Annotated in this window: 15 protein-coding genes and 2 pseudogenes; 7 read left to right on the forward strand and 10 right to left on the reverse strand. The window is 71.3% G+C overall.

Annotated elements, in window-relative coordinates; translation table 11 throughout:
- Positions 1–259: 259 nt before the first annotated feature.
- Positions 260–1,426 (reverse strand): acyl-CoA dehydrogenase family protein, encoded by a 1,167-nt coding sequence (locus IE313_RS15410; RefSeq protein WP_189932378.1) that lies wholly within the window; start codon positions 1,424–1,426, stop codon positions 260–262.
- Positions 1,427–1,514: 88 nt separating this feature from the next.
- Between IE313_RS15410 and IE313_RS15415 the strand changes: the two genes are divergently transcribed.
- The 6 genes and pseudogenes from IE313_RS15415 (at position 1,515) to IE313_RS15440 (ending at position 9,903) form a co-directional block, all read left to right on the forward strand.
- Positions 1,515–2,228 (forward strand): TetR family transcriptional regulator, encoded by a 714-nt coding sequence (locus tag IE313_RS15415; protein ID WP_189932380.1) that lies wholly within the window; start codon positions 1,515–1,517, stop codon positions 2,226–2,228.
- A 264-nt stretch (positions 2,229–2,492) separates the two neighbouring features.
- Positions 2,493–2,873 (forward strand): annotated as a pseudogene (locus IE313_RS15420) (3-hydroxyacyl-CoA dehydrogenase NAD-binding domain-containing protein); the annotation flags it as partial.
- 210 nt (positions 2,874–3,083) lie between these two features.
- Positions 3,084–4,682, forward strand: a complete 1,599-nt coding sequence (locus IE313_RS15425; RefSeq protein WP_189932384.1) for a long-chain-fatty-acid--CoA ligase — start codon at positions 3,084–3,086, stop codon at positions 4,680–4,682.
- A 68-nt stretch (positions 4,683–4,750) separates the two neighbouring features.
- Positions 4,751–7,030, forward strand: coding sequence for a DUF6351 family protein (locus IE313_RS15430; protein ID WP_268256708.1), 2,280 nt, complete (start codon positions 4,751–4,753; stop codon positions 7,028–7,030).
- A gap of 337 nt (positions 7,031–7,367) precedes the next feature.
- Positions 7,368–7,900 (forward strand): annotated as a pseudogene (locus IE313_RS15435) (transposase); the annotation flags it as partial.
- Between the two features lie 686 nt (positions 7,901–8,586).
- Positions 8,587–9,903 (forward strand): serine hydrolase domain-containing protein, encoded by a 1,317-nt coding sequence (locus IE313_RS15440; protein WP_189932388.1) that lies wholly within the window; start codon positions 8,587–8,589, stop codon positions 9,901–9,903.
- Positions 9,904–9,992: 89 nt separating this feature from the next.
- On the opposite strand, the gene IE313_RS15445 is transcribed toward IE313_RS15440, so the two are convergent.
- The 3 genes from IE313_RS15445 to IE313_RS15455 form a co-directional block, all read right to left on the reverse strand.
- The gene (locus tag IE313_RS15445) at positions 9,993–10,337 is read right to left on the reverse strand and encodes a hypothetical protein (RefSeq protein WP_189932390.1); all 345 of its coding nucleotides are present in this window, start codon (positions 10,335–10,337) and stop codon (positions 9,993–9,995) included.
- Positions 10,338–10,387: 50 nt separating this feature from the next.
- Complete coding sequence (locus tag IE313_RS15450) at positions 10,388–11,170, reverse strand: ISAs1 family transposase (protein WP_189932391.1); 783 nt, start codon at positions 11,168–11,170, stop codon at positions 10,388–10,390.
- A gap of 217 nt (positions 11,171–11,387) precedes the next feature.
- Complete coding sequence (locus tag IE313_RS15455; protein ID WP_189932393.1) at positions 11,388–11,978, reverse strand: TetR/AcrR family transcriptional regulator; 591 nt, start codon at positions 11,976–11,978, stop codon at positions 11,388–11,390.
- A gap of 85 nt (positions 11,979–12,063) precedes the next feature.
- Here IE313_RS15455 and IE313_RS15460 point away from each other — a divergent pair, with 85 nt between their 5' ends.
- Entirely contained in the window at positions 12,064–12,963 is a 900-nt protein-coding gene (locus tag IE313_RS15460; protein WP_189932395.1) for an alpha/beta fold hydrolase, read from the forward strand.
- A 109-nt stretch (positions 12,964–13,072) separates the two neighbouring features.
- On the opposite strand, the gene IE313_RS35200 is transcribed toward IE313_RS15460, so the two are convergent.
- The 6 genes from IE313_RS35200 to IE313_RS15490 all read right to left on the reverse strand — a co-directional run bounded on the left by IE313_RS35200 (position 13,073) and on the right by IE313_RS15490 (position 23,153).
- Positions 13,073–13,471, reverse strand: coding sequence for a hypothetical protein (locus tag IE313_RS35200; RefSeq protein WP_229924663.1), 399 nt, complete (start codon positions 13,469–13,471; stop codon positions 13,073–13,075).
- A 755-nt stretch (positions 13,472–14,226) separates the two neighbouring features.
- Positions 14,227–15,654, reverse strand: a complete 1,428-nt coding sequence (locus IE313_RS15470; protein ID WP_189932396.1) for a sulfite oxidase — start codon at positions 15,652–15,654, stop codon at positions 14,227–14,229.
- 532 nt (positions 15,655–16,186) lie between these two features.
- On the reverse strand, positions 16,187–17,788 hold the full coding sequence (locus IE313_RS15475; protein ID WP_308439176.1) for an SWIM zinc finger family protein: 1,602 nt from the start codon (positions 17,786–17,788) through the stop codon (positions 16,187–16,189).
- Positions 17,789–18,108: 320 nt separating this feature from the next.
- Positions 18,109–20,997, reverse strand: coding sequence for an SCO1167/SCO6262 family helicase (locus tag IE313_RS15480; protein ID WP_189932400.1), 2,889 nt, complete (start codon positions 20,995–20,997; stop codon positions 18,109–18,111).
- Positions 20,998–21,396: 399 nt separating this feature from the next.
- On the reverse strand, positions 21,397–21,999 hold the full coding sequence (locus IE313_RS15485; RefSeq protein ID WP_229924664.1) for a sugar kinase: 603 nt from the start codon (positions 21,997–21,999) through the stop codon (positions 21,397–21,399).
- On the reverse strand, positions 21,996–23,153 hold the full coding sequence (locus tag IE313_RS15490) for an ROK family glucokinase (RefSeq protein WP_189932408.1): 1,158 nt from the start codon (positions 23,151–23,153) through the stop codon (positions 21,996–21,998). Before IE313_RS15490 ends, IE313_RS15485 begins: the two co-directional genes overlap by 4 nt.
- Positions 23,154–23,287: the final 134 nt, after the last annotated feature.

A 23,287-nucleotide genomic window follows, 5' to 3' on the forward strand; every position in this document is an offset into this window, starting at 1 on the left:
GGCGCCGGGGTACGGTGCGCGTGCCCCACCGCGGACCCAGGCTGTTCGAGAAAGACTTCACACTCTCCCTAAAACAGAAGCCTCGTTCACTCCGCCCGTCCCACTCGACGGCCCCGCGTTGCTGCATTGCGGTCGGCCATGTCGACGGATCACCATGACGACAGCCGGCAGTCCTTCATCTCGTCCACGAGATGGATTTCGGAGAGCGATCAGCTCGAACGAGCGGTGACGCACCGATGAGGAAGGGGCTCAACGCACCTCAGGTCAGGTTGCGGGCCATCACGATGCGCTGCACTTGGTTGGTGCCTTCGTAGATCTGAGTGATCTTTGCGTCGCGCATCATGCGCTCCAGCGGGTAGTCGCGGCTGTAGCCGTAGCCGCCGAGGAGCTGAACGGCGTCGGTGGTGATCTCCATGGCCGCGTCGGAGGCGAAGCACTTGGCGGCCGCGCCGAAGAAGGTCAGTTCTTGGTCCCCGCCGCCGGTGCAGGAACGTTCGGAGCGGGCCGCGGCGGCGTAGGTGAGCTGGCGGGCCGCCTCCAGCTTCATCGCCATGTCGGCCAGCATGAACTGGATGCCCTGGAAATCGCCGATCGGCTTCCCGAACTGCTTGCGCTCGCGCACGTACCCCTTGGCGTAGTCCAGCGCGCCCTGCGCGATGCCGAGCGCCTGGGCGGCGATGGTGATGCGAGTGTGGTCCAGGGTCTTCATCGCGGTCGCGAAGCCGGTTCCCTCACCGCCGATAATCCGGTCGGCCGGGATGCGGACGTCGTCGAAGTAGACCTCGCGAGTCGGGGAACCCTTGATGCCCAGCTTCCGCTCCGGGGCACCGAAGGACACTCCCTCGTCGCCCTTCTCGACCACGAACGCCGAGATGCCCTTGGAGCGCTTGCCCGGGTCGGTCACCGCCATGACCGTGTAGAAATCGGAGACACCTGCGTTGGTGATCCAGCGCTTCACCCCGTTGAGCACGTAGGCATCACCGTCGCGCACCGCGCGGGTCGTCATCGCGGCGGCGTCCGAGCCGGCGTCGGCCTCGGACAGGCAGTAGGAGAACAGGCCCTCTCCCCGGGCCAGCGCACCCAGGTACTTCGCCTTGAGCTCCTCGGATCCGGATAGCTGCACCGGCAACGAGCCGAGCTTGTTGACCGCGGGGATCAGCGAGGAGGACGCGCACACCCGGGCGACCTCCTCGATCACTATGACCGTGGACAGCGCGTCGGCGCCCGCGCCGTCGTACGCCTCGGGCACGTGGACGGCGTGCAGACCGTTGGCCTCCAGCGTCTCGCGCGCCTCCTGCGGGAAGCGGCCCCGCTCGTCGACTTCCGCCGCATGGGGGGCGATCTTCGCTTGGGCGAGCGAACGGACAGTGGCCCTGAGCATCTCGTGCTCCTCGGAGGTCCGGAAGTAGCCGAAGTCGTCGCTCATCGTGGCTCCACAGGGGTAGGGTACTCAGTACCCTGAATTATGCACTCTCAGTGTCAGCCATACGCACCCGTCGCGGTATCGTCGTCGCATGAGTGGTCCACACGACAGCCGACGGGAAAGTCCGACTCGGGGACCGGAGGACGGCAAGGCACCCATCCGGTCCCAGTTGGTCACTGCCGCGTTCGAACTCTTCGCGGAACGCGGTTACGAGGAGACGACCATCGATGACATCGTCCGGCTGGCCGGAGTCGGCCGCAGATCCTTCTTCCGGTACTTCCCGACCAAGGAGAAGGTGATCTTTCCCGATCACGAACAAGCCCTGGCCGACATGGTGGACTACCTGAACGAAGGCGAACACGACCCCGACCCGGTGGGCAGGGCCTGCGGAGCAGCGCGCATGGTGATGCGGATGTACGCCGCGAACGTCCACTACTCCGTCAAGCGCTATGCCCTGACCCGGAAGGTGCCCGCACTCAAGGCATACGAGCTCTCCGTCGTCTGGCGCTACGAGCGGGCGCTGGCCGACTACCTGATCCGCCGGTTCGCCAACCTGCCGGACGGCGGTGCCCGCGCCTCAGTGATCGCCGCCGGCGTCGTAGCCGCACATAACCACGGCATGCGCGCTTGGCTGCGCTCCGGCGGGCGGGGTGAGGTGGCGGCGAGCGTCGAACCCGCCCTGGACCTGGTCCACCGCACCTGGAGCGAGCCGGAGGAATCGGTGGTCCTGATTACGCGGCGCGGCATCCCGATGTGGCAGATCGTCCAACGTATCGAGACCGAACTCCGGGAGGGGCCGGCATAGGCCCCCTTTGACAGGACCTGCCGGCACTGGGCCGGGCCGGGCCGGGCGGCCCCGGACGGCCCGCCGACACTCGGGGAGCGGAGCGCGTGGTGCGAGCCGCCCGCTCCACCGCGCACGCGTGCGGCTCCGTCAGGACCGTCCGCCACCGCCGTGAGCCCTGCGCTGATGCTTCGCCCTGAGCGAAAGCGCCTCGCAGTGGACGCTAGACAGGATACTGAGTGCCATGGAATATGGGTACTCAGTGTCAGACAAGGGAGTCGGCAAGTGTGTGACATCCAACGCGTGGCAGTGGTCGGTGCGGGTCAGATGGGCTCGGGCATCGTAGAGGTGTTCGCACGGGCCGGACTCGACGTCCGGCCGGCCGAGGCGACCGGCGAGGCGCTGGAGTCCGGCCGTGCCGTGCCGTCCAAGTCGCCGGGCACGGCCGTCGAGTGGGACAAGACCACTACGGCGGAGCGTGACGCAGCGCTGGGCCGGCTGCTGGGCTGCGCCCGCGCGATGGGCCCGCTCAAGCTGTCCGACCTGATCGGCCCGGACACGCTCACGGCGACCGCCGACTCGATGTACATCGAAGATAATGGGCCGCCGTGCGCCGCGCCGCCGGTCCTGCGGCGGATGGTGGAAGCGGGTCGGCTGGGCCGCAAAGCGCGGGTTTTCACGCGTACTGACGGAGGTCGTCGCCGGGGCCCGTCTTCCCGCCTGGAGCAGTCGGTGTCACAGCCGCGTCCGAGTCACGGGCCGCGTTCACCAGTCCGCGCGCGCCGAGGGCGACCCGTTCACGCAGTCCGAGCAGCCAAGCCGATGAACCCGTCTCCTCGTCGGGTCGTACATCGCACCGAGAGGAGCCTTTGACAGATGACGAACCTCGCCGGCCTTCTGGACGAAGCGGTAGCCGCCTTCCCCGCCCGGACGGCGGTCGTCAGCGGTGACATCCGGCTGTCGTACGCGCGACTCGCGGCATCGGCGTCACAAGTGGCCCACCTGCTCAAGTCCCGCGGTGTCGGACGAGGCGACACCGTTGCCCTGTCATGCCCGAACACGCCGGCCTTCACCATGGTGTACTTCGGCATTCTCAAGACGGGCGCCGCGGTCGTGCCGCTGAACATCCTGCTCAAGGGCCAGGAGATCGCCTACCACTTGAATGATTCGGGCGCGAAGGCATATTTCGCCTTCGAGGGCACGCCTCACCTGCCGATGCACGTGGCGGTCCGTGAGGGGTTCGAGCGGGCCGAGGGGTGCTCGCACCTCTTCGTGATCCCGGCCGACGCATCCCTGCCGCTGCCGTGGGCGGACCAGGACACCGTCTTCGAGACCACCTCCACCGATGACGAGGACACCGCCGTGATCCTCTACACCTCCGGTACCACCGGCCGCCCCAAGGGGGCCGAGTTGCGGCATCGCAACATGCGCGCCAACGCCCTGTGCGGCGCCGCGGTGTTCGGCTGCGACGCGGAGCGTCCCGACACGTACCTGGCGACGCTGCCGCTGTTCCACTCGTTCGGTCAGACCGTCGTCCAGAACGGGGCCGTCGCTTACGCCGGCACCGTGGTCATGATGCCCCGGTTCGAACCTCAGGCCGCGCTCCAACTCATCGTGGCCGAGCGGGTCACCGTTTTCGCTGGCGTGCCGACGATGTACTGGGGTCTGCTGTCGGCGGTGCACGACGCCGCCGGGGAGCTCGACCCGGCGGCGATCACGGACACCTTGCGCATCGCCGTGTCCGGAGGCTCCGCTCTGCCCGTCGAGATCCACCGCCGTTTCCGCGAGCGGTTCGGCGTCACGATTCTGGAGGGGTACGGACTGTCGGAGACATCCCCGGTCGTCTCCTTCTCCGTACGGGGCGAGGAGCCGCGACCCGGGTCCATCGGGGTACCGATCCCGGGCGTCGAGATGCGACTCGTCGACGGCGACTGGAACACCGTGGAGGACGACCCGAAAGCCGTCGGCGAGATCGCCGTCAGGGGGCACAACGTCATGAAGGGCTACCTGCGGAACCCGGAAGCGACCGCGGAGGCGACCCGGGACGGCTGGCTGCGGACCGGTGATCTCGCCCGCAAGGACGCGGACGGCTACTTCTACATCGTCGACCGTTCCAAGGACATGATCATCCGAGGGGGTTACAACGTGTACCCGCGCGAGATCGAGGAGCTCTTGATGACACACCAGGAAGTCTCACTGGTCGCCGTCATCGGCATCCCGGACGCGTCCCACGGCGAAGACATCAAGGCTGTCGTCGTCCCCACCGACGCGTCCCGGATCACCCCCGAAGAGCTGCGCGCCTGGGCCAAGGAACGGCTCGCCGCGTACAAGTACCCCCGCATCGTCGAGTTCGTCGACACGCTGCCCATGACGAGCACCGGGAAGATCCTCAAGCGCGAGCTCATCCGAGGACACGCCCCTGCCGACCGGGCGGCCGCGTTGCGGCCTGGTCCACCGTCCCGCCGACGACGGTAGGCGTTCCACACCGAGCGCAACCGGTGGCGGACCGGGAGGCGACGGGCAGGCGCAACCGCGTCATTCATATGGCGATTCGATCCGCCACGCCCGCGGAAATCAGTCGGTGCGCCTCGTCGGGCCCGCGGGCACCCAGGTGTCGACATCTTGATCATCACGCCTCCCAGGAGCCGTCAGTGACCCCATTCAGGAATCGATTGACCACCGCGTTGGCAGCGGTGGTATGTGTGCTGCTCGGTGCGGCGACACCCCCTGCGTCCGCGGCCTCGAATTCGCCCTCGGGGACGGGGAGAACGGCACCCGTTCCGTCGGGACGCTCCCACCACCTCGCGATCAGCAGTGTTTCCAATCCCCGGCCGCAGTTCGTCAGCGGAGGGGAAGTGCTGGTGCGGATCGATCCGCCGAACCACGGCGCGGTCCGTGTGACGGCGGACGGTCACATCGTCAGCGACCGGTTCACGCGGCAAGGTGACGGCTCCCTGCTCGGGTTGGTGACCGGTCTGCGACCGGGCGAGAACCTGATCTCGGCCACCGCAGGGGGACAGGCCGCGACCTTGACGGTGATCGATCACCCCCGTTCCGGCCCCGTGTTCGCCGGCCCGCAGCAGCACCCCTTCTACTGCGAGACGACCGCCTTCGGCCTGAGCCCCTCCACACAGCCGCTGTGCTCGGCACCAACCGTGGTCAGCTACGAGTACCGCACCACCGGCGGGGCCTACGCGCCTCTGGCCGACCCCGGCACCCGGCCCAAGGACCTGGCCACCGCCACGGTCGACGGGCGCACCGTCCCCTACGTCGTCCGAGTGGAGACCGGAACCATCGACCGGGCCGTCTACCAGATCGCCGCTCTGTACGACGGCAGTGCCCCCTCGCCACTGCGCCCCGACCACGGCTGGAACCAGCGCCTCGTCTACACCTTCGGAGGCGGCTGCAACGGCGGCTATCACCAGGGGAACACCACCGGCGGCGTTCTCAACGACCTGTTCTTGTCCCAGGGGTACGCCGTCGCGTCCTCCAGCCTCAACGTGCTGGAGAACAACTGCAGCACCATCCTCTCCGCCGAGGCGGCGATGATGGTCAAGGAGCACTTCATCAACACCTACGGTCCGGTGGCGCACACCATCGGCTGGGGTGGCTCGGGCGGCTCGATACAGCAGTACGACATCGCCGACGCCTACCCCGGCATCCTTGACGGCATCGTGCCCGGCTTCTCCTTCCCGGACCCCTTCACCGTCCTGAACGCGGCAGACGACTGCAGGCTCCTGGTGAACTTCTTCAAGGGTACGGAGACGGACTTCACCGCGGCGCAACGGCAAGCCGTCGCGGGCTTCCCCAGCTACGGGAGCTGCACGTCCTGGGACTCCAGCTACGCCAACCGCAACACGGCCAGCGACAGTTGCAACAAGGAGATCGCGGCCGACGACAGTGCCATCCCGCCCGCCGCGATCTGGAACCGCACCTCCAACCCCACCGGGGTGAAGTGCGCCGCCGCCGAACAGTATGCCAACCAACTCGGCCGGGATCCCCGCACCGGAATGGTGCGCAGCCAACTGGACAACGAGGGCGTGCAGTACGGCCTGGCCGCTCTGCGGCACCGGCAGATCACCGCAGCGCAATTCGTCGCGCTCAACACCGCGATCGGCGGGTTCGACGCCTACGGGGCTCCCGTGCCGCAGCGAAGCAAGGCGCACCCGAAGGCGCTGAAGGCCGTCTACCGCGACGACATCCTCGTCAACGGAGGCCTGGGCCTGGCGACGACACCCATCATCGATCAGCGCGTCGACCTCGATCTCGAGGGGCCGCTGCTCGACATCCACACCACCCAGTGGTCGTCGGTGATGCGAGCACGGCTTCGGCAAGCCAACGGCACGAGCGCCAACCAAGTAATCATCGACAGCCAGTACACCCCCGAGGGCATGGCGGCGGCCAACAGCTTCGAACTCGCCGCGATGGATGAGTGGCTCACTCGCATCGCGGCCGACCACTCCACGCGCAGCCGGCAGGCCAAAGTGACAGCGGACAAGCCCAGGGACCTGGGCGATGGCTGCTACCTGTCCCCCACCCACCGCGTCCAGGCGCCGATCACCGACCCGGCGACCGGACCGTGCGCCGCGCAGTATCCGGTGGGCGCAGACCCGCGGCAGCAGGCAGGAGAACCGCTGGCCGAGAACACGCTCAAATGCGCCTTGCGGCCGCTCGACTTCGCTGACTACCCGGTCCGGTTCACCCGGGCACAGCGGGCACAGCTACGCCGGGCCTTCCCCACAGGGGTGTGCGACTACGGCCGCCCGGGCGTCGGCCAGGTCCGGCCGGCCGGCACCTGGCTCGACTACAGTCAGACACGATAACCACCGGCTCCTCCGGAGTGCGTGCCCGGCCGTGCCGGCCGGGCCCCCACGACCGGTCGCGGGCTCCGGCATGCGCACGGTGGTCGGCGGACCGGAGCCGGTCCCGCCTCGCCCCTATCGAGCATGGATGCCGCCGACCACCATGCGGAGGATGCGGTTCTTCTGGTCGTCATCGCGGGAGAGGCCGAGAACGTCGCTCACGATGTTCCCGCAACGCACGAGGCTCCTGTGCCGTTGAGAGAGATGTTCGACGTCTCAGCTCATCAGCGCAGGAGCCTCGTGGGTTCCCTGTCCTGCCGCACTCGACCTCCCGCACGCTCTGGTCGGGTGGGTGACCATGCTCATCGTCACACGTGAGAGTGACCGCCGCTGCAAGCTCCCGCCTCACCAGCGTGCTCTCGTCGGCCTGGTCCACCTCCGCCGACACGACACGCTCGCGCAGATCGCCGCCGGGTTCGGCATATCCGTCGGCACCGCCCACGCCTACGTCACCGCCGCCGTCGGCCATCCGTCCCGCCGGGCGCCCGGACTACTGCGGGTCCTGCGGGAAAGGGCTCCCGATCACATCCTTCTCGACGGAACGCTCACCGAGTGCGACCGGGTCCATGACAGCCGGGCCGACCTCTCCCGAAAGCACCGCCACCACGGCGTGAACGTGCAGCTCGCTGCCGACCCCGCGGACAAACTGCTGTGAATCCCGCCCGCACTGCGCGCTGTGGATTTCGCCCGCACTGCGCGGCCGCACCCACGACCTGACCGCGGCCCGCACCCACCGCATCATCCGGATCTGCGAACGCCAGGGCGCGCCCGCCCTCGCCGACCGCGCCAACATCGGGGCCGGCTCCTGGGTGACCACGCCCATCAGACGTCTTCCGCACAAAGACATGTCTGCCATATCGCAGCACACGCCCACTGCCCGGCGATGCTGCTGCGCCTCGAAGTCGACGGCCCTGCAAACAACCCAAGAACGAGCCACGGACGAGGATCAGCCGGAAGGCCCGTTTCGCTGCTTCTCCGCTTTTCCCCACGCACTGCCCTCAACTGGGCCATCAGGATGTGGCCTGGCAGAATGCACATTCAGCCAGGCGACCGCTGGTGCTTTGCATGGCAAAGTGTCAGGACGAGGTGCGGAGGATTGTCCGTGACCTTTCCACCGGGAATGCCGCTGATCCTCAACGCATTTCGCCCGCATACAGTCACCTGCTGGAGACTTCAGCACGCCGAACCATGACCGTGCCACAAGCTCCTTACCCTCTGTGAGCCGCAAGGTATCACAGAGGGCGCGATACGTATTGGACGCACGGCTTGGCAAGGTCCATGGTTGAGCCGTAGTCCGGCGAACGGGCCAGCGGTCCAGGCCTACGCAGATCCCTCATGCGAAATGTCGAGAGGACCGACCGGTGCCCCGTCTCGGACCCCGGGGTCAACGTGCGCCTGTCTGTCGCCCGGTGGCGGATCGTCAGCCACTAGTAGGTGTCTTCCTGCCGCACGACGACTCCTCACCGTAGCCGGCCAGTGTGTCGGTAGTTCTCGTGTCATCACAAAGGAGTTTGGCAATGCCTGATATCGGTCGCCGTGGAGTGCTTGCACGAGGCGGTCTCATGGTTGCTGGAGCCGCCTTTGGGTCGCTCGGCGTGGAGGCGCTGGGAGCGCCTCCGGCGTCGGCTCGCGGCCTTACAGGATGGCAGCGCGGCCACGCGAAGCGGTTCGAGATGATCGACGATTCGCTGCACGCTTCCGTCAACGACGGAACGGCACTGGGCGTGGCAGCGATGGGCGCCACGCCGAAGGGGCTCGCGTACGAGGGCTTCTTCGGCAAGGCCAACGCTCATACCGGGACCCCGATGGCACCGGATACAGTGTTCTGGCTGGCGTCCATGACGAAGAACTTCACCGCCATCGCCTGCATGCAGCTCGTGGAACAGGGCAGAATCGATCCGGAGCAGCCAGCGAGCGACATTCTGCCCCAGCTCGCTTCTCCCAAGGTTCTGGAAGGGTTCGACTCCCGTGGAATGCCGATTCTCCGGCCGGCGAAGCGTCCGATCACTGTTCGCCACCTGCTCACTCACACCTCCGGCTACACCTACGCCAACTGGAGCGAGGTGCTGACCCGGTATGAGGGTGCCACGGGGCTTCCGGACATCACCACCTGCCAAAATGCCGCTTTCGGCGCACCGATCGAGTTCGATCCGGGAGAGCGCTGGCAGTACGGCATCAGCATGGACTGGGTCGGAAAGCTCATCGAGCAAGTGACGGACCAGTCGCTCGAGGTGTACTTTCGGGAGAACATCTTCGAGCCGCTGGGCATGAAGGACTCAGGTTTCCTGATCGGCACCGACCAGCGTGACCGGGTTGCCACACTGGCCGCCCGTCAGCCTGACGGCAGCCTCAGGCCAGAGCCGTTCGAGATTCCGCAACGCCCCGAGTTCTTCATGGGGGGCGGAGGCGCGTTCAGCACGCCGCAGGACTACCTTCGTGTCCTCCAGGCACTGCTCAACGGGGGCGCCCTGAATCGAGTTCGCATTCTGCGACCGCAAACCGTCGCAGAAATGATGACCAACCAGATCGGCGATCTGAACGTCCAGGAGATGCACACAGCCAACCCGGCCTGGTCGAACAGCTTCGACCAGTTCCCCGGTCAGAGGCATAAGTGGGGGTTCTCCTACGACATCAATGAGAAGCCTGGCCCGCACGGACGTGCGGCTGGCAGCATCTCGTGGGCCGGACTGCTCAACTGCTACTTCTGGGTGGACCCGGTCAAGAAGGTGACCGGTGCCCTGTTCACGCAGATCCGACCGTTCTTCGACGAACGCATCGTGTCCCTTTACGGGCATTTCGAGAGTGGCCTGTACCAGGGACTGGGGCGGGCCTGACCAAAGAATTCGCAACACGATCACGCGGTACTCGTTTTGCGGCATCTCCAGCAATGAGGCTGCAGGCGCCCGGCAGGGGCGATGCGTTCTCAAGCTGTGAGTCCGAGCGCGGCGGTTGCGTGCTGGGGGCGTGAGCGGTAGTGATCGACTGCGGCGGCGATGTTGGTCCAGTCCGCTTGGCGCATGAGTCCGATAGCCAGGTTCCGCAGCGTGGCCATGGCGCGGGGTGCGGTGCCGGTGCGCACTCGCGAGGCGTCCTCGCTATAGGTGACGTCTCTGACGTGGTGCAGGGCCTCAACCGACCAGTGGTTCTGCACGGGTTGGGCGAGTTGCGCCGGGCGGGCCTGCTCGGGCGACAGGCTGGTGACCGCGTAGACGGTCCTCGGCTGGACCTTGCCGGTCCTGCGGTGGGTGCGGCGGCGCTTGATCTCCATGGTCTGGACGGCGTGCGGGAAGAGCAGGCCGGGCTGGACGGTGCAGACCTTCAGGCGGCGGACCTCGCGGCGGCCGTGCCCGGCCCCGGTGATGGGGCCTGCAGCGGGATCTCCCTCCAGGGCAGGCGCCGCAACTGCTTGCGCAGCTTCTTCTGGTTTCCCTTGACGACCAGGAGGTAGTGGCCGCCAGCGGTGATGACGTGCTCGGCGTGGGTGCGCTGGGTGTGCATCGCATCGGCGGTGACGACGACGCCGCGCAGGTCGAGCCGGTCCAGCAGCGGGGCGAAGGCGGGGATCTCGTTGCTCTTCGCGGCGGCTTGACACTGGGCGATCACGGTCTGGCAGCCGTGCAGCGCGGCGGCGAGCAGGTGGACGGCCATGCCGTCGGTGCGGGATCCACGCACAGTCTTGCCGTCGACGGCCAGGCCGATCAGTGTCTCACCGGGTTCGTCCACCGGGTCGGCGGCGTACCGGGCGAGCCAGGCGCCCACGGCGTCGTCCAAGGCGTCGCCGTCCAGACGAGCGAGGAGTCGTCCCAGTGTGGAGCCGTTCGGTGTGCTGGAGGCGAGCCCGAGCTGTTCGCGCAGGCTGGAGTCGGTATCGGCGGCGAAGCGGGCGATGGCGGCCAGGGACCTGGCTCCGCCGAGCACGGCGACCAGGCACAGCGCGAGCAGGGAACCCAGGTGGTGGCGACGGCCGCGGACCCGGCGGGGATCGGGTATCCGGCTCAACGTCTCCGCCAGGGAGGTGAACTGCTGCGGTTCCGGATCCGGGCAGGCGGAGTCGGTGCCCTGGCAGTGGCGCTGCAGGACACCGATCGGGGAGGATGGCACGCGAACGCGACCCCTGTTCTGATCAAAGACTTCGAGAACCTTGATCATCGGCGCAGGTCACCGCCGTGCAGGGCTCCGTGATGCGTATTTCCGTCACTCCCAGAGGGACGACTCCTCCAACCCGCCAAGGTCGACGCCGGCTACATCAGCCATCTGTCCTGCCCCTCCGAACATTGAGAAGCGCCTATGACTCTCAGACAGAAATTTGATGTGCCAGCTATCCGACCTGTCTCAGCGCCCGCGCGAGCGCGTCGACGGTCACACCGACGATCGCCCGGAGTTGCTCCGGGCTCGACCCGGCCCTGCCCATCACCGCGAGAGACTGGTTCACGGCCGCTACGTGTACGGCGAAGTCCTCGGCGTTCTCGTCGGACATTCCGCCAGCCTTCAGCGCGGTGCGCAGGCGCGGGCGCTGTAGGCCGAACAACTCTTTGACATGCTCTGCGACGCTCGGGCTCAGCGCCGGACTCGCCATGACCGACTGGGCCATCAGGCATCCGTCGGGCACGGCGGGGTCGGCGATGCGCCCCAGGGTGACATCGAAGAACGCACGGACGGCGGCGACGGGGTCCTCGGCCGCGCACGAGAGGGCGGCGTCGAACTTGTCGCCGTAGCGCGTGGCGTAGCGATCCAGGCAGCGAAGGAAGAGCGCGTCCTTGTCACCGAGCGAGGAGTAGATCGAGCTGCGGTTCAGGCCGGTCGCCCGGGACAGGTCGTCGAGCGAGGTGTCGGCGTAGCCGGAGCGCCAGAACTGGATCATCGCGGCGTCGAGCACCGTGTCCATGTCGAACTGCTTCTTGCCTGCCATGGGGCCCATTCTCCCATCTTGGACTGATCAGTTCAAGACGTGCTAGCGTCGAATCACGGTCCACCCGCCTCGACGGAGGATTCCCATGACCAACCCCGTCCCCGCCCTCCCCCTGCATGACCTGGCCGGATTCACGCACCGCTGGGTCGACGCCGACGGCGTCCGCCTGCACGCCGTCGAAGGCGGTCGGCCGGACGGACCGGCTGTCGTCCTGCTCACCGGGTTCCCGCAGACGTGGTGGGCCTGGCGAAAGGTCATGCCTGCTCTCGCCGATCGGTTCCGGGTCATAGCGATCGACAGGCCGGGCCAAGGCAATTCCGAGCATCCGGAGCTCAGCTACGACACGCACACGGTCGCCGCGCACATCCAGGCCGCTGTGAACGCGCTCGGCGTGCGGGACTACTGGCTCGCCGGGCACGACATCGGCGCCTGGGTCGCCTTCTCCCTCGCCCTGAACTACGAGAGCCGACTGCACGGGGTCGCGCTGCTCGACGCCGGAATTCCCGGTATCACCATGCCGGAAGCGATCCCCCTCGACCCGACTCCGGCGTTCAAGACCTGGCACTTCGCGTTCCACGTGGTGCCCGATCTTCCCGAGACGCTGATAGCCGGCTGCGAGCGGGAGTACATCAGTTGGTTCCTGAAGACCAAGTCCCTCGCGCCCGACGCGTTCGAGGAAGCAGAGCTCGACCACTACGGCGCGGCCCTCGCCGTCGATGGCGGCCTGCGCGCCGGCCTCGCCTACTACCGCGCCGCCGCCGAGTCCGCGCGCAAGAACCGCGCGGCACTCGAGCAACGGCGACTGACCGCGCCCGTCCTCGGAATCTCCAGCAGCCACGGCTCGATCCCGGACATGGCGGCCTCCATCAGCCCGTGGGCCGAGAACGTGACCGGCGTCATCGTGCCCGACGCCGGTCACTACATCCCCGAGGAGCAGCCCGAGGCCGTCGCCGCCGCCCTCACCGACTTCTTCAGCGGCCGTTAGTGCTCTAGCAGGAGGGCGATCCCCATTGCCGTCGGGGGCCCGTCAGTTACGGGCCCGCCCCGCGCGCCTACGGACGTGCCGTGAACCGCCCGTCGCCCCGCTTGTGCAGTCAGCCCCGGGCGGCGAGCTTGGTCATCTTCGCCCGCGAAGGTTCCAGCTTGCCGTGTACCGAGGCGTCCAGCCCCAGCCGCTCGCCGACCGCCCTGACCTGCACCGGGCCGTCCGCCTCCCGCACGATCGCCAGGACCTTGCGATAGTCGCCGGGCCCGCCCTCGTCGGCCGCGTCGCTGCGGTGCGGGATGAGCAGGACTGCCCGCCCGGCCACCTTCGCCGATGCCGGAGCGACAGCCCGGCATCGGGCCGGACCTGATCGGCCAGGCGGTTCAACACTTCGCTCCGCGACCGCCAGTTCGTGCCGCTCGGCCTGCCTCCTGGAGTGCTTGCCCAACTCCTCGGCGAGAGCATCCAGTTCGCTGTGGCGGGCGGTGATCCGCTGCCGCTCCTGCATCCCCCGCGCCCTCCCGCGTTCTCACGGTGTGCCGACCTGCTGACGAATCGTGGGCGGGGGCCGTGTCGTGGGCGCAGCCGAACCCGGCATCCCGCCAGAACCGGACCTGCCCGATGATCTACACCATGGTCATCGGCCGCCGACCGCCACGAGTACCCAACTCACTATTCACACCAGACCCGTGACCCGCGACTTCATGATGCACACCGCTCAATGGCGAACGGGGCAAACCATCCGAAGCGACGCATACACACGCGATCAGTTCATCTCGCTGGCTGAGAACGCATCAGCCCTGAGGCGCCCGGCACGGCGGACCCGGGAACGCCGGCCGCCGTGCCGCGCACGCGCGCGAGGCCGCTGGGGCTCACGCCCGGACGGCGCCGGGACTGCCCCGAAAGCGGCAGGTGTCCATCAACCGTCTGTGACAGCCCGTCAGGTCGGAGCTACCCAGCGCTGCGGTGAGTCTTTCCCGAACCGCCGGGCAACCGCTCCTCGGGACAGCATGCTCCTGGCGGGCCCGCCCGCGGCCGCACGGTCCCCGGCCCGTCGGCCGCACGAAGGGGCCGTCTGGTCGCCCGCGCGGTTCCCCGTGCCCCCGGCGTGCCGTGCGTCCGACCGGAGGCCGAGCGTCCGGTACGGCGCCCGGCGCGCGAGGTCGAAGCTCCCGCACGGCGCGCCCGGCGCACCAGGTCAACTGCCCGCACGGCGCGCCGCGGCGGAGGTCGAACCGCCGCCACGGCGTGCCACGCCAGGAGTCAGACCACCGTCACGGCGTGCCGCACCACCGCGTCGAAGAGATAGCCCTGGGTGTTGTGCGGCGTCGTGTCGGGCTGGCGGCGGCCGGTGCTGTCGGTGGCGCGGGCGAGCAGTTCGGCGGGGCCGGTGGCGGTGGGGCGCACCTCGATCGACCAGCGGACCCAGCCGGCCCGCGCGGGGGCGTCGTGCAGCCGGGCGGGGCGCCAGGTGCGGCCGCCGTCTTCGCTGACCTCGACCCCGATCACGCCTCCGTGCCCCGACCAGGAACGGCCGGTGACCTGCTGCCGCCCGCCCGCGGTGAGGGTGGCGTTCCAGGGCAGTTCGAAGGCGGACTTGAGGGTCTGGCGGGTCAGCGGCGCGCTGCCCTCGGGCGGGTACGTCCCACCCCACAACCGGTAGAAGTCGGTGTTCCAGGGCGAGTACAGCGGCTCGGCGGAGACCTCGATGTCACCGACCCACTTGATGTTGGCGATGCCGACCCAGGTCGGCGCGAGCACGCGCACGGGGTGGCCGTGGTCGGGCGGCAGCGGCTCGCCGTTCATCTCGTAGGCGAGCAGCACGTCCTCGTACGCCTTGGCGACGGGCAGCGGTCGGCGCACATGGCCCAGGTTCTCGCCGGTGTCGGGCAGGACGTACTCGGCGTCGAGCCCGCGCGGCATGACGTCCACCGCGTGCGGGCCCGTGCCTGCCGCCCTGAGGACGTCGGCGAGGCGGGCCCCTCGCCAGCGGGCCGTGCCCACCGCGCCGAGGGTCCAGGCCGTGCCCTCCACACTCTGGCCCTGCTGGCCGGTGAAGAAGCTGCGGCCGTTGCCGGCGCACTCCACGAACGCGCTGCGCGTGACCGCGGGCAGTCGCCTGAGGTCGTCCAGCGTGAAGACGGCCGCGCCGCCGGTCAGTCCGCTGCCCCAGACGGTGAGGGTCCAGTCCGCCGCGTCCAGCACCGGGGTGGCCGTGTGGTTCCTGACGAAGAACCGCTCCACCGGGGTGTGGTAGCCGGTGTCGGCCAGCGCCTCGAACCGGGTCTCTGCGTTGGTACCGCGGACGGTGAACCAGTCCTCGGGCAGCGGCTTGACGATGCCGGGCCCCGCGGCGGCCGCGGCACCCGCCCCGGCGGACGCGGTGCCGGGCCCGCTCGGGGCGGACGGCGCCCCTGGCGCGGCGGCCGCCGGTGCGGCCCTCAGGACCGGTACGGCGGACGAGGCGAGCCCGGCGGCGGCGAGCAGCCTCAGCATGGAGCGGCGCTCCACCCCCTCGGCCCGCGCCTCGCCGGCCAGCCACTGCCGCAGCCTACGGCGGTCGTAGGCGGCCTCGGAACCGGTGCCCCCGGTGGTGGTAGGGGCCGCGGGGGCGGTACGGGAGCCGGGCACCGGCCCGGAGGGCGCGTGCGGAGCCCCGGAGGGCGCGGTGGGGCGGTCGGCTGCGGTCATGGCGACATCCTTCTCTGGCTGAGGAGTGGTGCGGTGGCCGTGCGCGTGCGTGGGTGGGTGGGTGGGTGGAGAGCGGGGCCGGGCTGTGCACCGGTGCTCGGGCAGGTGCGGTACCGGTGCGCGGAAGGTGTGCGGGGAGGATGCGGGCGGTGCCCGTACGCCTCGGGCGGCGCACCTGTGGTGCCCGGTTCCTTCGCCGTGTGCCTGTCCTTCGCCGTGTGCCGTCGTGCGGGCACGACGTACGGGCGTGGGACGCGGGTGCCGCCGTGGTACGCGGGCGGACGCCGGACCCGGTAGGACGGGCGGTGCCCGCCCGCGGCTGCGGGCCGACGCCTATGCGCTGACGCACCGATCCGGCGGTGCCCACGGCGGCCGGCCGACCGGCCGGGGTCCTGCCGCTACCGCCGGCGCCGCACGGAGGCTGCCGCGGGCCGGTGGCGGGCGGTCAGAGGGGGATCAACAACAGCCGTACGGCGGAAGCGCTCGTACCCGGCGGACGGGGTGGCGAAGGCTGCGGATCATGGCCGGCATTCTACGGCCTCAAGGGGTCCGCGGAAGAGGGCTCGTCGGCCTCGTCGGCGCCCGGATCGGCCAGGCCGGAGAGGGCGCCCACCGGGTCCAGGTCGGGGACGCCGCGGGGCCACCAGTCCGCGCGGCCGGGCTCGGACTCGTATCCGTACCACAGACCGTCGCGGCCCAGGCGGAGTTGGAGGTGGCCGCCGGGATGGGTGAGGTGGTTGCGCCAGGGGCGGAAGGCGGGGAGGTCCCCCGCGAGGAGTGCGGGACGGGCACGGTCGAAGCGGCCCGCGGGCGGATCCCAGGGCTCCTCCAGCACGGCCAGCCCCTCCTCGCCGCCCTGCCGCCAGGCCGCCACCGCGCGGGCCAGCTCGGCGGGCGTGCGCCCGGTGGCCTCGGCGAGTGCCGCGTACAGTCCGCGGGTGGCGGCCGTCAGGCCCGAGCCGGGGCGGGCGGCGGCGAGCCGGACCGCGTCCTGCCACACCGTCAGCTCGCCCACCGGGTCGCGTCCGGTGGTGAGCAGGGCGTGGGCCCTGGCTGCCGCGTCGATGGCCAGTTGGTCGAGCGCCAGGGGGTCGGGGCCGCCGGGGGTGGAGGGGTAGGCGGGCGGGTGCCCGGGGGTCTTCGGCACGGGGAGGGGCGGCGGGAGGGGTCCTGGCGGGGGCGCGTCCCGCAGGTCCTGCGCCGGTACGCCGGGGAAGGGTGCGGGCCCCCGGGCGGCCTGGGCCGCGCGTGCGGTGCGAGTGGTGTGGCGGCGGGAGAGTGCGTCGAGCAGTTCGCGTTCACCGCGGCCGCGCAGGAGGAGCAGCAGGAACGGGTCCTCGTCGAGCAGCCGGGCCATGCGGTAGCAGAGGGCGGCGACGTGCTTGCAGGGGTGGCCCGAGTCGGGGCAGCCGCAGTGCGGTTCCAGGTCGCCGGGGCCGGGGAGCAGGCCGGGGCCGTGTGCGGCGAGCGAGTGCGGCAGGTCCTTGTCGAGGAGCGCGGCGATGTGGCCCGGGTGCTCGGCCGCGGCGTCAAGGAACTCCTCCCACGCCTCGTCCGGCAGCGTCCGCACCCGTACCTGCGCCCGGTACGGCCGCACTCGGCTGCCCTGTACGTACGCCAGCAGCCGCCCCGGCGCCACACTGATCTCCCCCACCCTGCCGAGCCCCGCATACCCCCGGCCGCGGGCCAGTCGCGCCGGATCGAGCGCACCGCCCTCCAGCGCACCGATCCAGGCGCGCCCCCACCAGGTGCGCGCCCCGTCGTCCTCCGCGACTCCCGTGCGCCCGCCGGCATACCGGCCGCCACCGGGCCCGGAGCCGCCCTGCCCGGCACGCCTTCGCGGAGCACGGCCCTGCTCGGTACGGCCCTGCTCGGTACGACCGTTCGCGGTGCGGCCCTCCTCCCCGCGACCCTCCTCGGTACGGCCCGCCCCGGCGCGCCCCTCCTCGCCACCGCTCCGACCGGCACGGTCGCCCGCGGTACGCCCCGCCCCCCTGCGGCCCTCCTCGGTACGCCCCTCCTCCGGGCGGCCCGTCCCGGCGGGACCGGTGCCGGGCGGGCCGTCCCCCGCGAGGCCGTGCCTGGGCTCAGCCCCCGAGCCGCCGTGCCCGGACCCGGCTTCGGACCCGGGCACGGGTCCGGGTCCAAGTCCGCCACTCCCGGACGCGGTCCCCGAGCCGATCTCCTCGGAACCAACGCCCCCCGGGCCGGCCTCCTCGGAGCGGGTCTCCCCGGAGTCGACGGGCTCGGAGGTGGCGCCCCCGGGGCGCCCCTCCCCCGCCGGCCCCGCAGGGGGCGGCCCGAGGCCGCCCCGCTTGGCCGGTGCCCGCCGGGCCAGTGCCCGCCGCGCCTCGCGCAGGGCGCGGCGGGCCTCGTCCGCGGGACGTGGGGCGCCGGGGGTGCGAGGGGCACGGTGGGTGCCCGGATCCTCTCCCGGACCCGGGTTGCGGGGGGTCACGACGGCCTCCGGAGGGACACCAGATCCGCCAGCTCACGGTCCGTCAGCTCGGTGAACGACGCCTCGCCGGCGCCGAGGATCGCGTCGGCCAGCGCCCGCTTCGCCTCCAGCAGGCCGGCGATGCGGTCCTCCACGGTGCCCTCGGTGATGAAACGGTGGACCTGGACCGGCTGGGTCTGCCCGATGCGGTAGGCCCGGTCCGTGGCCTGCTCCTCCACCGCCGGGTTCCACCAGCGGTCGTAGTGGATGACGTGGCCGGCGCGGGTGAGGTTGAGACCGGTGCCGGCCGCCTTGAGGGAGAGGACCAGCACGGGCACGGCGCCGCTCTGGAAGCGGTCGACGAGCCGCTCGCGCTCCGCGACCGGCGTGCCGCCGTGCAGCAGCGCCGCGGGCACGGCGCGGGTCTCCAGATGGCCGGCGATCAGCCGGGCCATGCTCACGTACTGGGTGAAGACCAGGGCGGAGCCCTCCTCGGCGAGCAGCGCCTCGACCAGCTCGTCGAGCAGGGCCAGCTTGCCCGAGCGGCCGTCCAGCGGGCGGCCGGTCTCCTTCAGGTACTGCGCGGGGTGGTTGCAGATCTGCTTCAGGGAGGTGAGCAGCTTGAGGACGAGGCCGCGGCGGGTCATGCCCTCGGAGCCCTCGATCAGCACCATCGACTCGCGGACCACGGCCTCGTACAGCGCGGCCTGCTCGCGGGTGAGCGGCACCGGGTGGTCGGTCTCGGTCTTCGGCGGCAGCTCGGGCACGATACCGGGGTCGGACTTCCTGCGGCGCAGCAGGAAGGGCCGCACCAGCCGGGCCAGCCGCTCCGCGGCGCCGGTGTCCTCGCCGGTGACGATGCCGCCCTCGACGGCCCGCGCATGCCGGGCGCGGAAGGTCTTCAGGGGGCCGAGGAGGCCCGGTGTGGTCCAGTCGAGGAGGGCCCAGAGCTCGGAGAGGTTGTTCTCCACGGGGGTGCCCGTGAGGGCCACCCGGGCGGGGGCGTGAATGGTGCGCAGGGCCTTCGCGGTGGCCGAGTACGGGTTCTTGACGTGCTGGGCCTCGTCGGCCACGACCATGCCCCAGGGCTGCTCGGCGAGATGGGCCGCGGCGGACCGCATGGTGCCGTAGGTGGTCAGGACGAAGCCGCCGTCGACGCCGGCCAGGGTGCGGTCCTGGCCGTGGTAGCGGCGCACCGGGGTGCCCGGCGCGAAGCGGTCGATCTCCCGCTGCCAGTTGCCCAGCAACGAGGCGGGGCAGACGACGAGCGTGGGCTCGCGCCTGGCGCGCCGCAGGTGGAGCGCGATGAGCGTGACGGTCTTGCCCAGGCCCATGTCGTCGGCGAGGCAGCCGCCGAGGCCGAGGGACGTCATCAGCTCCAGCCAGGCGAGGCCGCGCAACTGGTAGTCCCGCAGGCGCGCGTGCAGCCCGGCCGGCTGGGGTGCCGGCTCGACGCCCGCGGTGAGCCGCTCGCGCAGCGCCGCGAGCGCACCCACGGGCACCGCCTCGACCTGCTCGCCGTCCACCTCCACGCTGCCCGCGAGGGCCGCGGAGAGCGCGTCCACCGGGTCGAGCAGGCCGAGTTCACGCCGGCGGGCCTTGTGCACCAGCGCGGGGTCGACGAGCACCCAGCGGTCCCGCAGCCGCACGATGGGCCGGTGCGCCTCGGCCAGCGCGTCCATCTCGGCGTCGCTGAGCGGCTCGCCGCCGAGCGCGAGCTGCCAGCGGAACTGCAGCAGCTCCTCGCTCTCGAAGAACGCCGGCCCGTCCACTGCGGCGCCCGGCGCGGGGCGCACCACGGCGGTGGCGGTGAGGTCCTGGGCGAGGTCGCGAGGCCAGTGCACGGCGACTCCGGCCGCGCCGAGCCGGGTGGCCGCCACGCCCAGCAGGTCCGTCAGCTCCTGCTCCGACAGGGGCAGCACGTCGGGGGCGGGCCGCTCGGCGAGCCGGCCGAGCGGCGGCCAGACGCGGGCCGCGCGGCGCACCGCGAGTGCCGTGTCGATCCGGGTGCGGGGGCCGAAGGCGGGGTCCGCCTCGCCGGCCCACAGGGCGGCCGCGTCCACGACGAGAGTCGGGTCGGCGAGGCTGTGCACTTGGACCACGGCAGCGCCGGCGCTGCGCGCCCCGGTGCCGGCGCTGTTGGCCGCGGCCCCGTCTGTGCCGTCCGGGCCCTCGTCGAAGACGCGGGAGGCGGAGAGGTCGAGCCGGAGGGAGATCCGCACGCCTACGTCCATGCCGGCGGCGACCTCGGCCGCCCAGTCCTCTGCCCGGGGCAGCTTCTGGGGCGCACGCGCCGCGAACGGGGCGCCCGAGGCGTGGGCCGCGGCGGGAGTGCGGGGCAGGGTGTCGGCGACTGCGTCCAGAAAGGCGCGGACCAGGGCCCGGGGCTGCGGGACCGCGGGCGGATCGCTGCCGGGCAGCGGGGTGGCGTGGCCCTCGAAGGGCAGTGCGGCGGCCACGGTCCGCAGGTGGGTGATGTCGTCGGTGTCCAGGGGGCCGGCGCGCCAGGCGTCGTGCCCGTCGGCGGTCAGCCCGGGCAGCAGCCGGCCACGCGCGACCAGCCGCAGGGCGTGCAGCGCGGCGGCCGACCAGCAGGCGGTGGCCGGGTGGGTGCCGGGCGCCGCCCTGGCCGCGGCGAGCAGGGGGAGGGCGGCGTCCAGTGGGAGGGTGAGGGCGGGCACGGCCCGGTTCCGCACCGGGTCGCCGAGGTGCGCCACCGTGAGCCGGGTGGGGGTGGCGCGGGGGTGCGCGGCCCCGGCCTGCGCCGGGTCCCAGGCGCCGGTGGGGTCCCAGAAGGCGAGCCGGCCTTCCCTGGGGAGGGGGGCCGGGACGAAGACGGCGGGCAGGCGGGTGAGCGCCCGGAGCGCGGCGTCCTCCGTGCGTGCCGCGGCGGACCCTACGGCCATCTGTCCCGCCTCCCTCCGGTGTCGTCGGACCAGGTGTCTTCGACTGTACGAGCAGGGTCTGACAATCGGCTCCGGCGCCGGGCGCGGGTGCACGGCAGGGGTGCCCGGCCGGGGGCGGGTCCGCGGTGCGCAGGGGCGTCCCGCCGTCCCCGCGGCGGCGTCCGTCCGCGCCCGGACCGCCTGTCCGCCGCCTGTCCGCCGCCTGTCCGCCACCCGACCGCCACCCGACCGCGGCGCGGGCCCTCGCGGGGCGCGGGCGGCAGGCGCACACAGCCCCTGCGCACATCGACCGAAGCGCGCCCGCCCCGGGTGCGGGCCCGCGGGTGCGGGCCCGCGGGTGCAGGCCCGCGGGTGCGGACCGGAGGCACCGGCCCGCGGGTGCGTACGTCAGGGCGGGCGTCAGGGGGTCGTGGCGGACACCACGAACACCTCCGGATAGCGCGGGTTGGAGCGGTTGACCACGATCTTCTGGGTGGGCAGCGGGTCCTTGCGGCGGTGGGTGAGGCCCCGCCAGTCACCCGTGCCGCTGAAGTCCCAGTCGACGATCCTGCGATCGCGGGCGCTGATGGGCAGATCGCCCTTCCTCAGGGCCGCCTGGCTGGTGCCCATGGCTTTGAGGAAGGTGTCCAGGCCCTGGTTCGTGGTGAGGAACTGCACGTAGAGGCGGCTGGTCTTCCAGTTGTTCGTCTCGTAGTACGACACGGCCGCGTGCTGGTAGGGGATGGGCACGTTGTACAGCCGCTGCTGCACCTTGGACGGGGTCCCGCCGGTGAGGCCGGTGGCCGCGTACCGCGCCTCCTTGTCCTTGCCGCTGTCCCGGCTCTGGTTGGCCGAGATGATCAGATAGCCGGCCGGGATACCGATGAGCAGCACGATGATGCTCAGGGTGAGCGTGCGTCTGCGGATCACCCGGCGGCGGTCCTCGGCGGGTTCCTGGGGCGCCTGCGGGGCCTGGGCTCTCACGTCGGTCCGTTCTGCGGTGTTCGGCTCGGCGGTGCTCATCGCTGCGTTCCCTGCGCGGTGCGACCCGTGCGGCGGGCCTGCACGTACCGCTCGTAGCGCTCGAAGCGCTCCACGCGGCGGCGCTTGGCGCGCCGGAACCGGCGGGCGACCAGCCTGGCCAGGTCGGCGGCGCCGACCATGCCGGCCTCCGGCCCGAGCTGGGCGCGCGCGATCCGTGCCTCCGGGCGGTAGCCGCGGCCGGTGAGGTGGCGGCGGAACGCTTCGCGGGCCGGCCCGATCAGCAGGTCGTCGGCGGCGCTGACGCCCCCGCCGATCACGAAGCACGAGGGGTCGAGCGCGGCGGCGAGGTTGGCGATGCCGACGCCCAGCCACTGGCCGATGTCCTGGAGGAGCTCGACGCACATCGCGTCGCCCTCCCTCGCCAGCTCGGTGATCAGCGGCCCGGTGATGTCGGGGATGCTGCCCTTGACGCGGTCGATGATGTTGTACGCGACCGGCGAGTCCGCCGCGGCCATCTCGCGGGCCTCGCGGACCAGCGCGTTGCCGGAGCTGTACTGCTCCCAGCAGCCGCGGTTGCCGCACGGGCACCGGTGCCCGCCGGGCACGACCTGCATATGGCCGAACTCCCCCGCGACCCCGTACCTGCCACGCTTGACCTGGCCGTCCTCCAGGATCGCGCCCCCGATACCGGTGCCGAGCGTGATCATCACGAGGTGGTCCTCGCCGCGGCCGGCGCCGAAGCGCCACTCGCCCCAGGCGGCGGTGTTGGCGTCGTTGTCGACCATCACGGGCACGGCGAGGCGGCCGGAGAGCCGGTCGCGCAGCGGTTCGTTGCGCCAGGACAGGTGGGGCGCGAACAGCACGCGGTTGCGGTCCGCGTCGACCCAGCCGGCCGCGCCGATGCCGACGGCGTGCACGTCGTGCCGGTCCGACAGGTCGAGCACCAGCTCGACGATGGTGTCCTCGACGACCCGCGGGCTCTTGGACTTGTCCGGGGTCTCGGCGCGCAGGGTCTCCAGGATCGCGCCGTCGGCGTCCACGACGCCCGCCATCACCTTCGTCCCGCCGATGTCGATGCCCACGGTGGGGACGCGGGGCGCCGTCAGATGGGAGCGGCGCTCCCTGGTGCCGACGGTGCGCAGGACGGTGGCCCGCGCGGAGCCGCGGTGGGTGAAGTCGCGGTAGGTGCTCATCGCGCCGATTGTGCCTCACCCGCCCCGGGGGCCGCATGGCGCATCCGGCAGCCGGGCCACCGCAGCGGCGGGTCCGCGCATCCGCCCCGCATCCGTCCGGCCGTACCGCGCCGTGCGCGTACGGTCACGACGGC

Origin of the sequence: Streptomyces sulfonofaciens (assembly GCF_014656295.1) — a bacterium.
Taxonomy (GTDB): Bacteria; Actinomycetota; Actinomycetes; order Streptomycetales; family Streptomycetaceae; genus Streptomyces; species Streptomyces sulfonofaciens.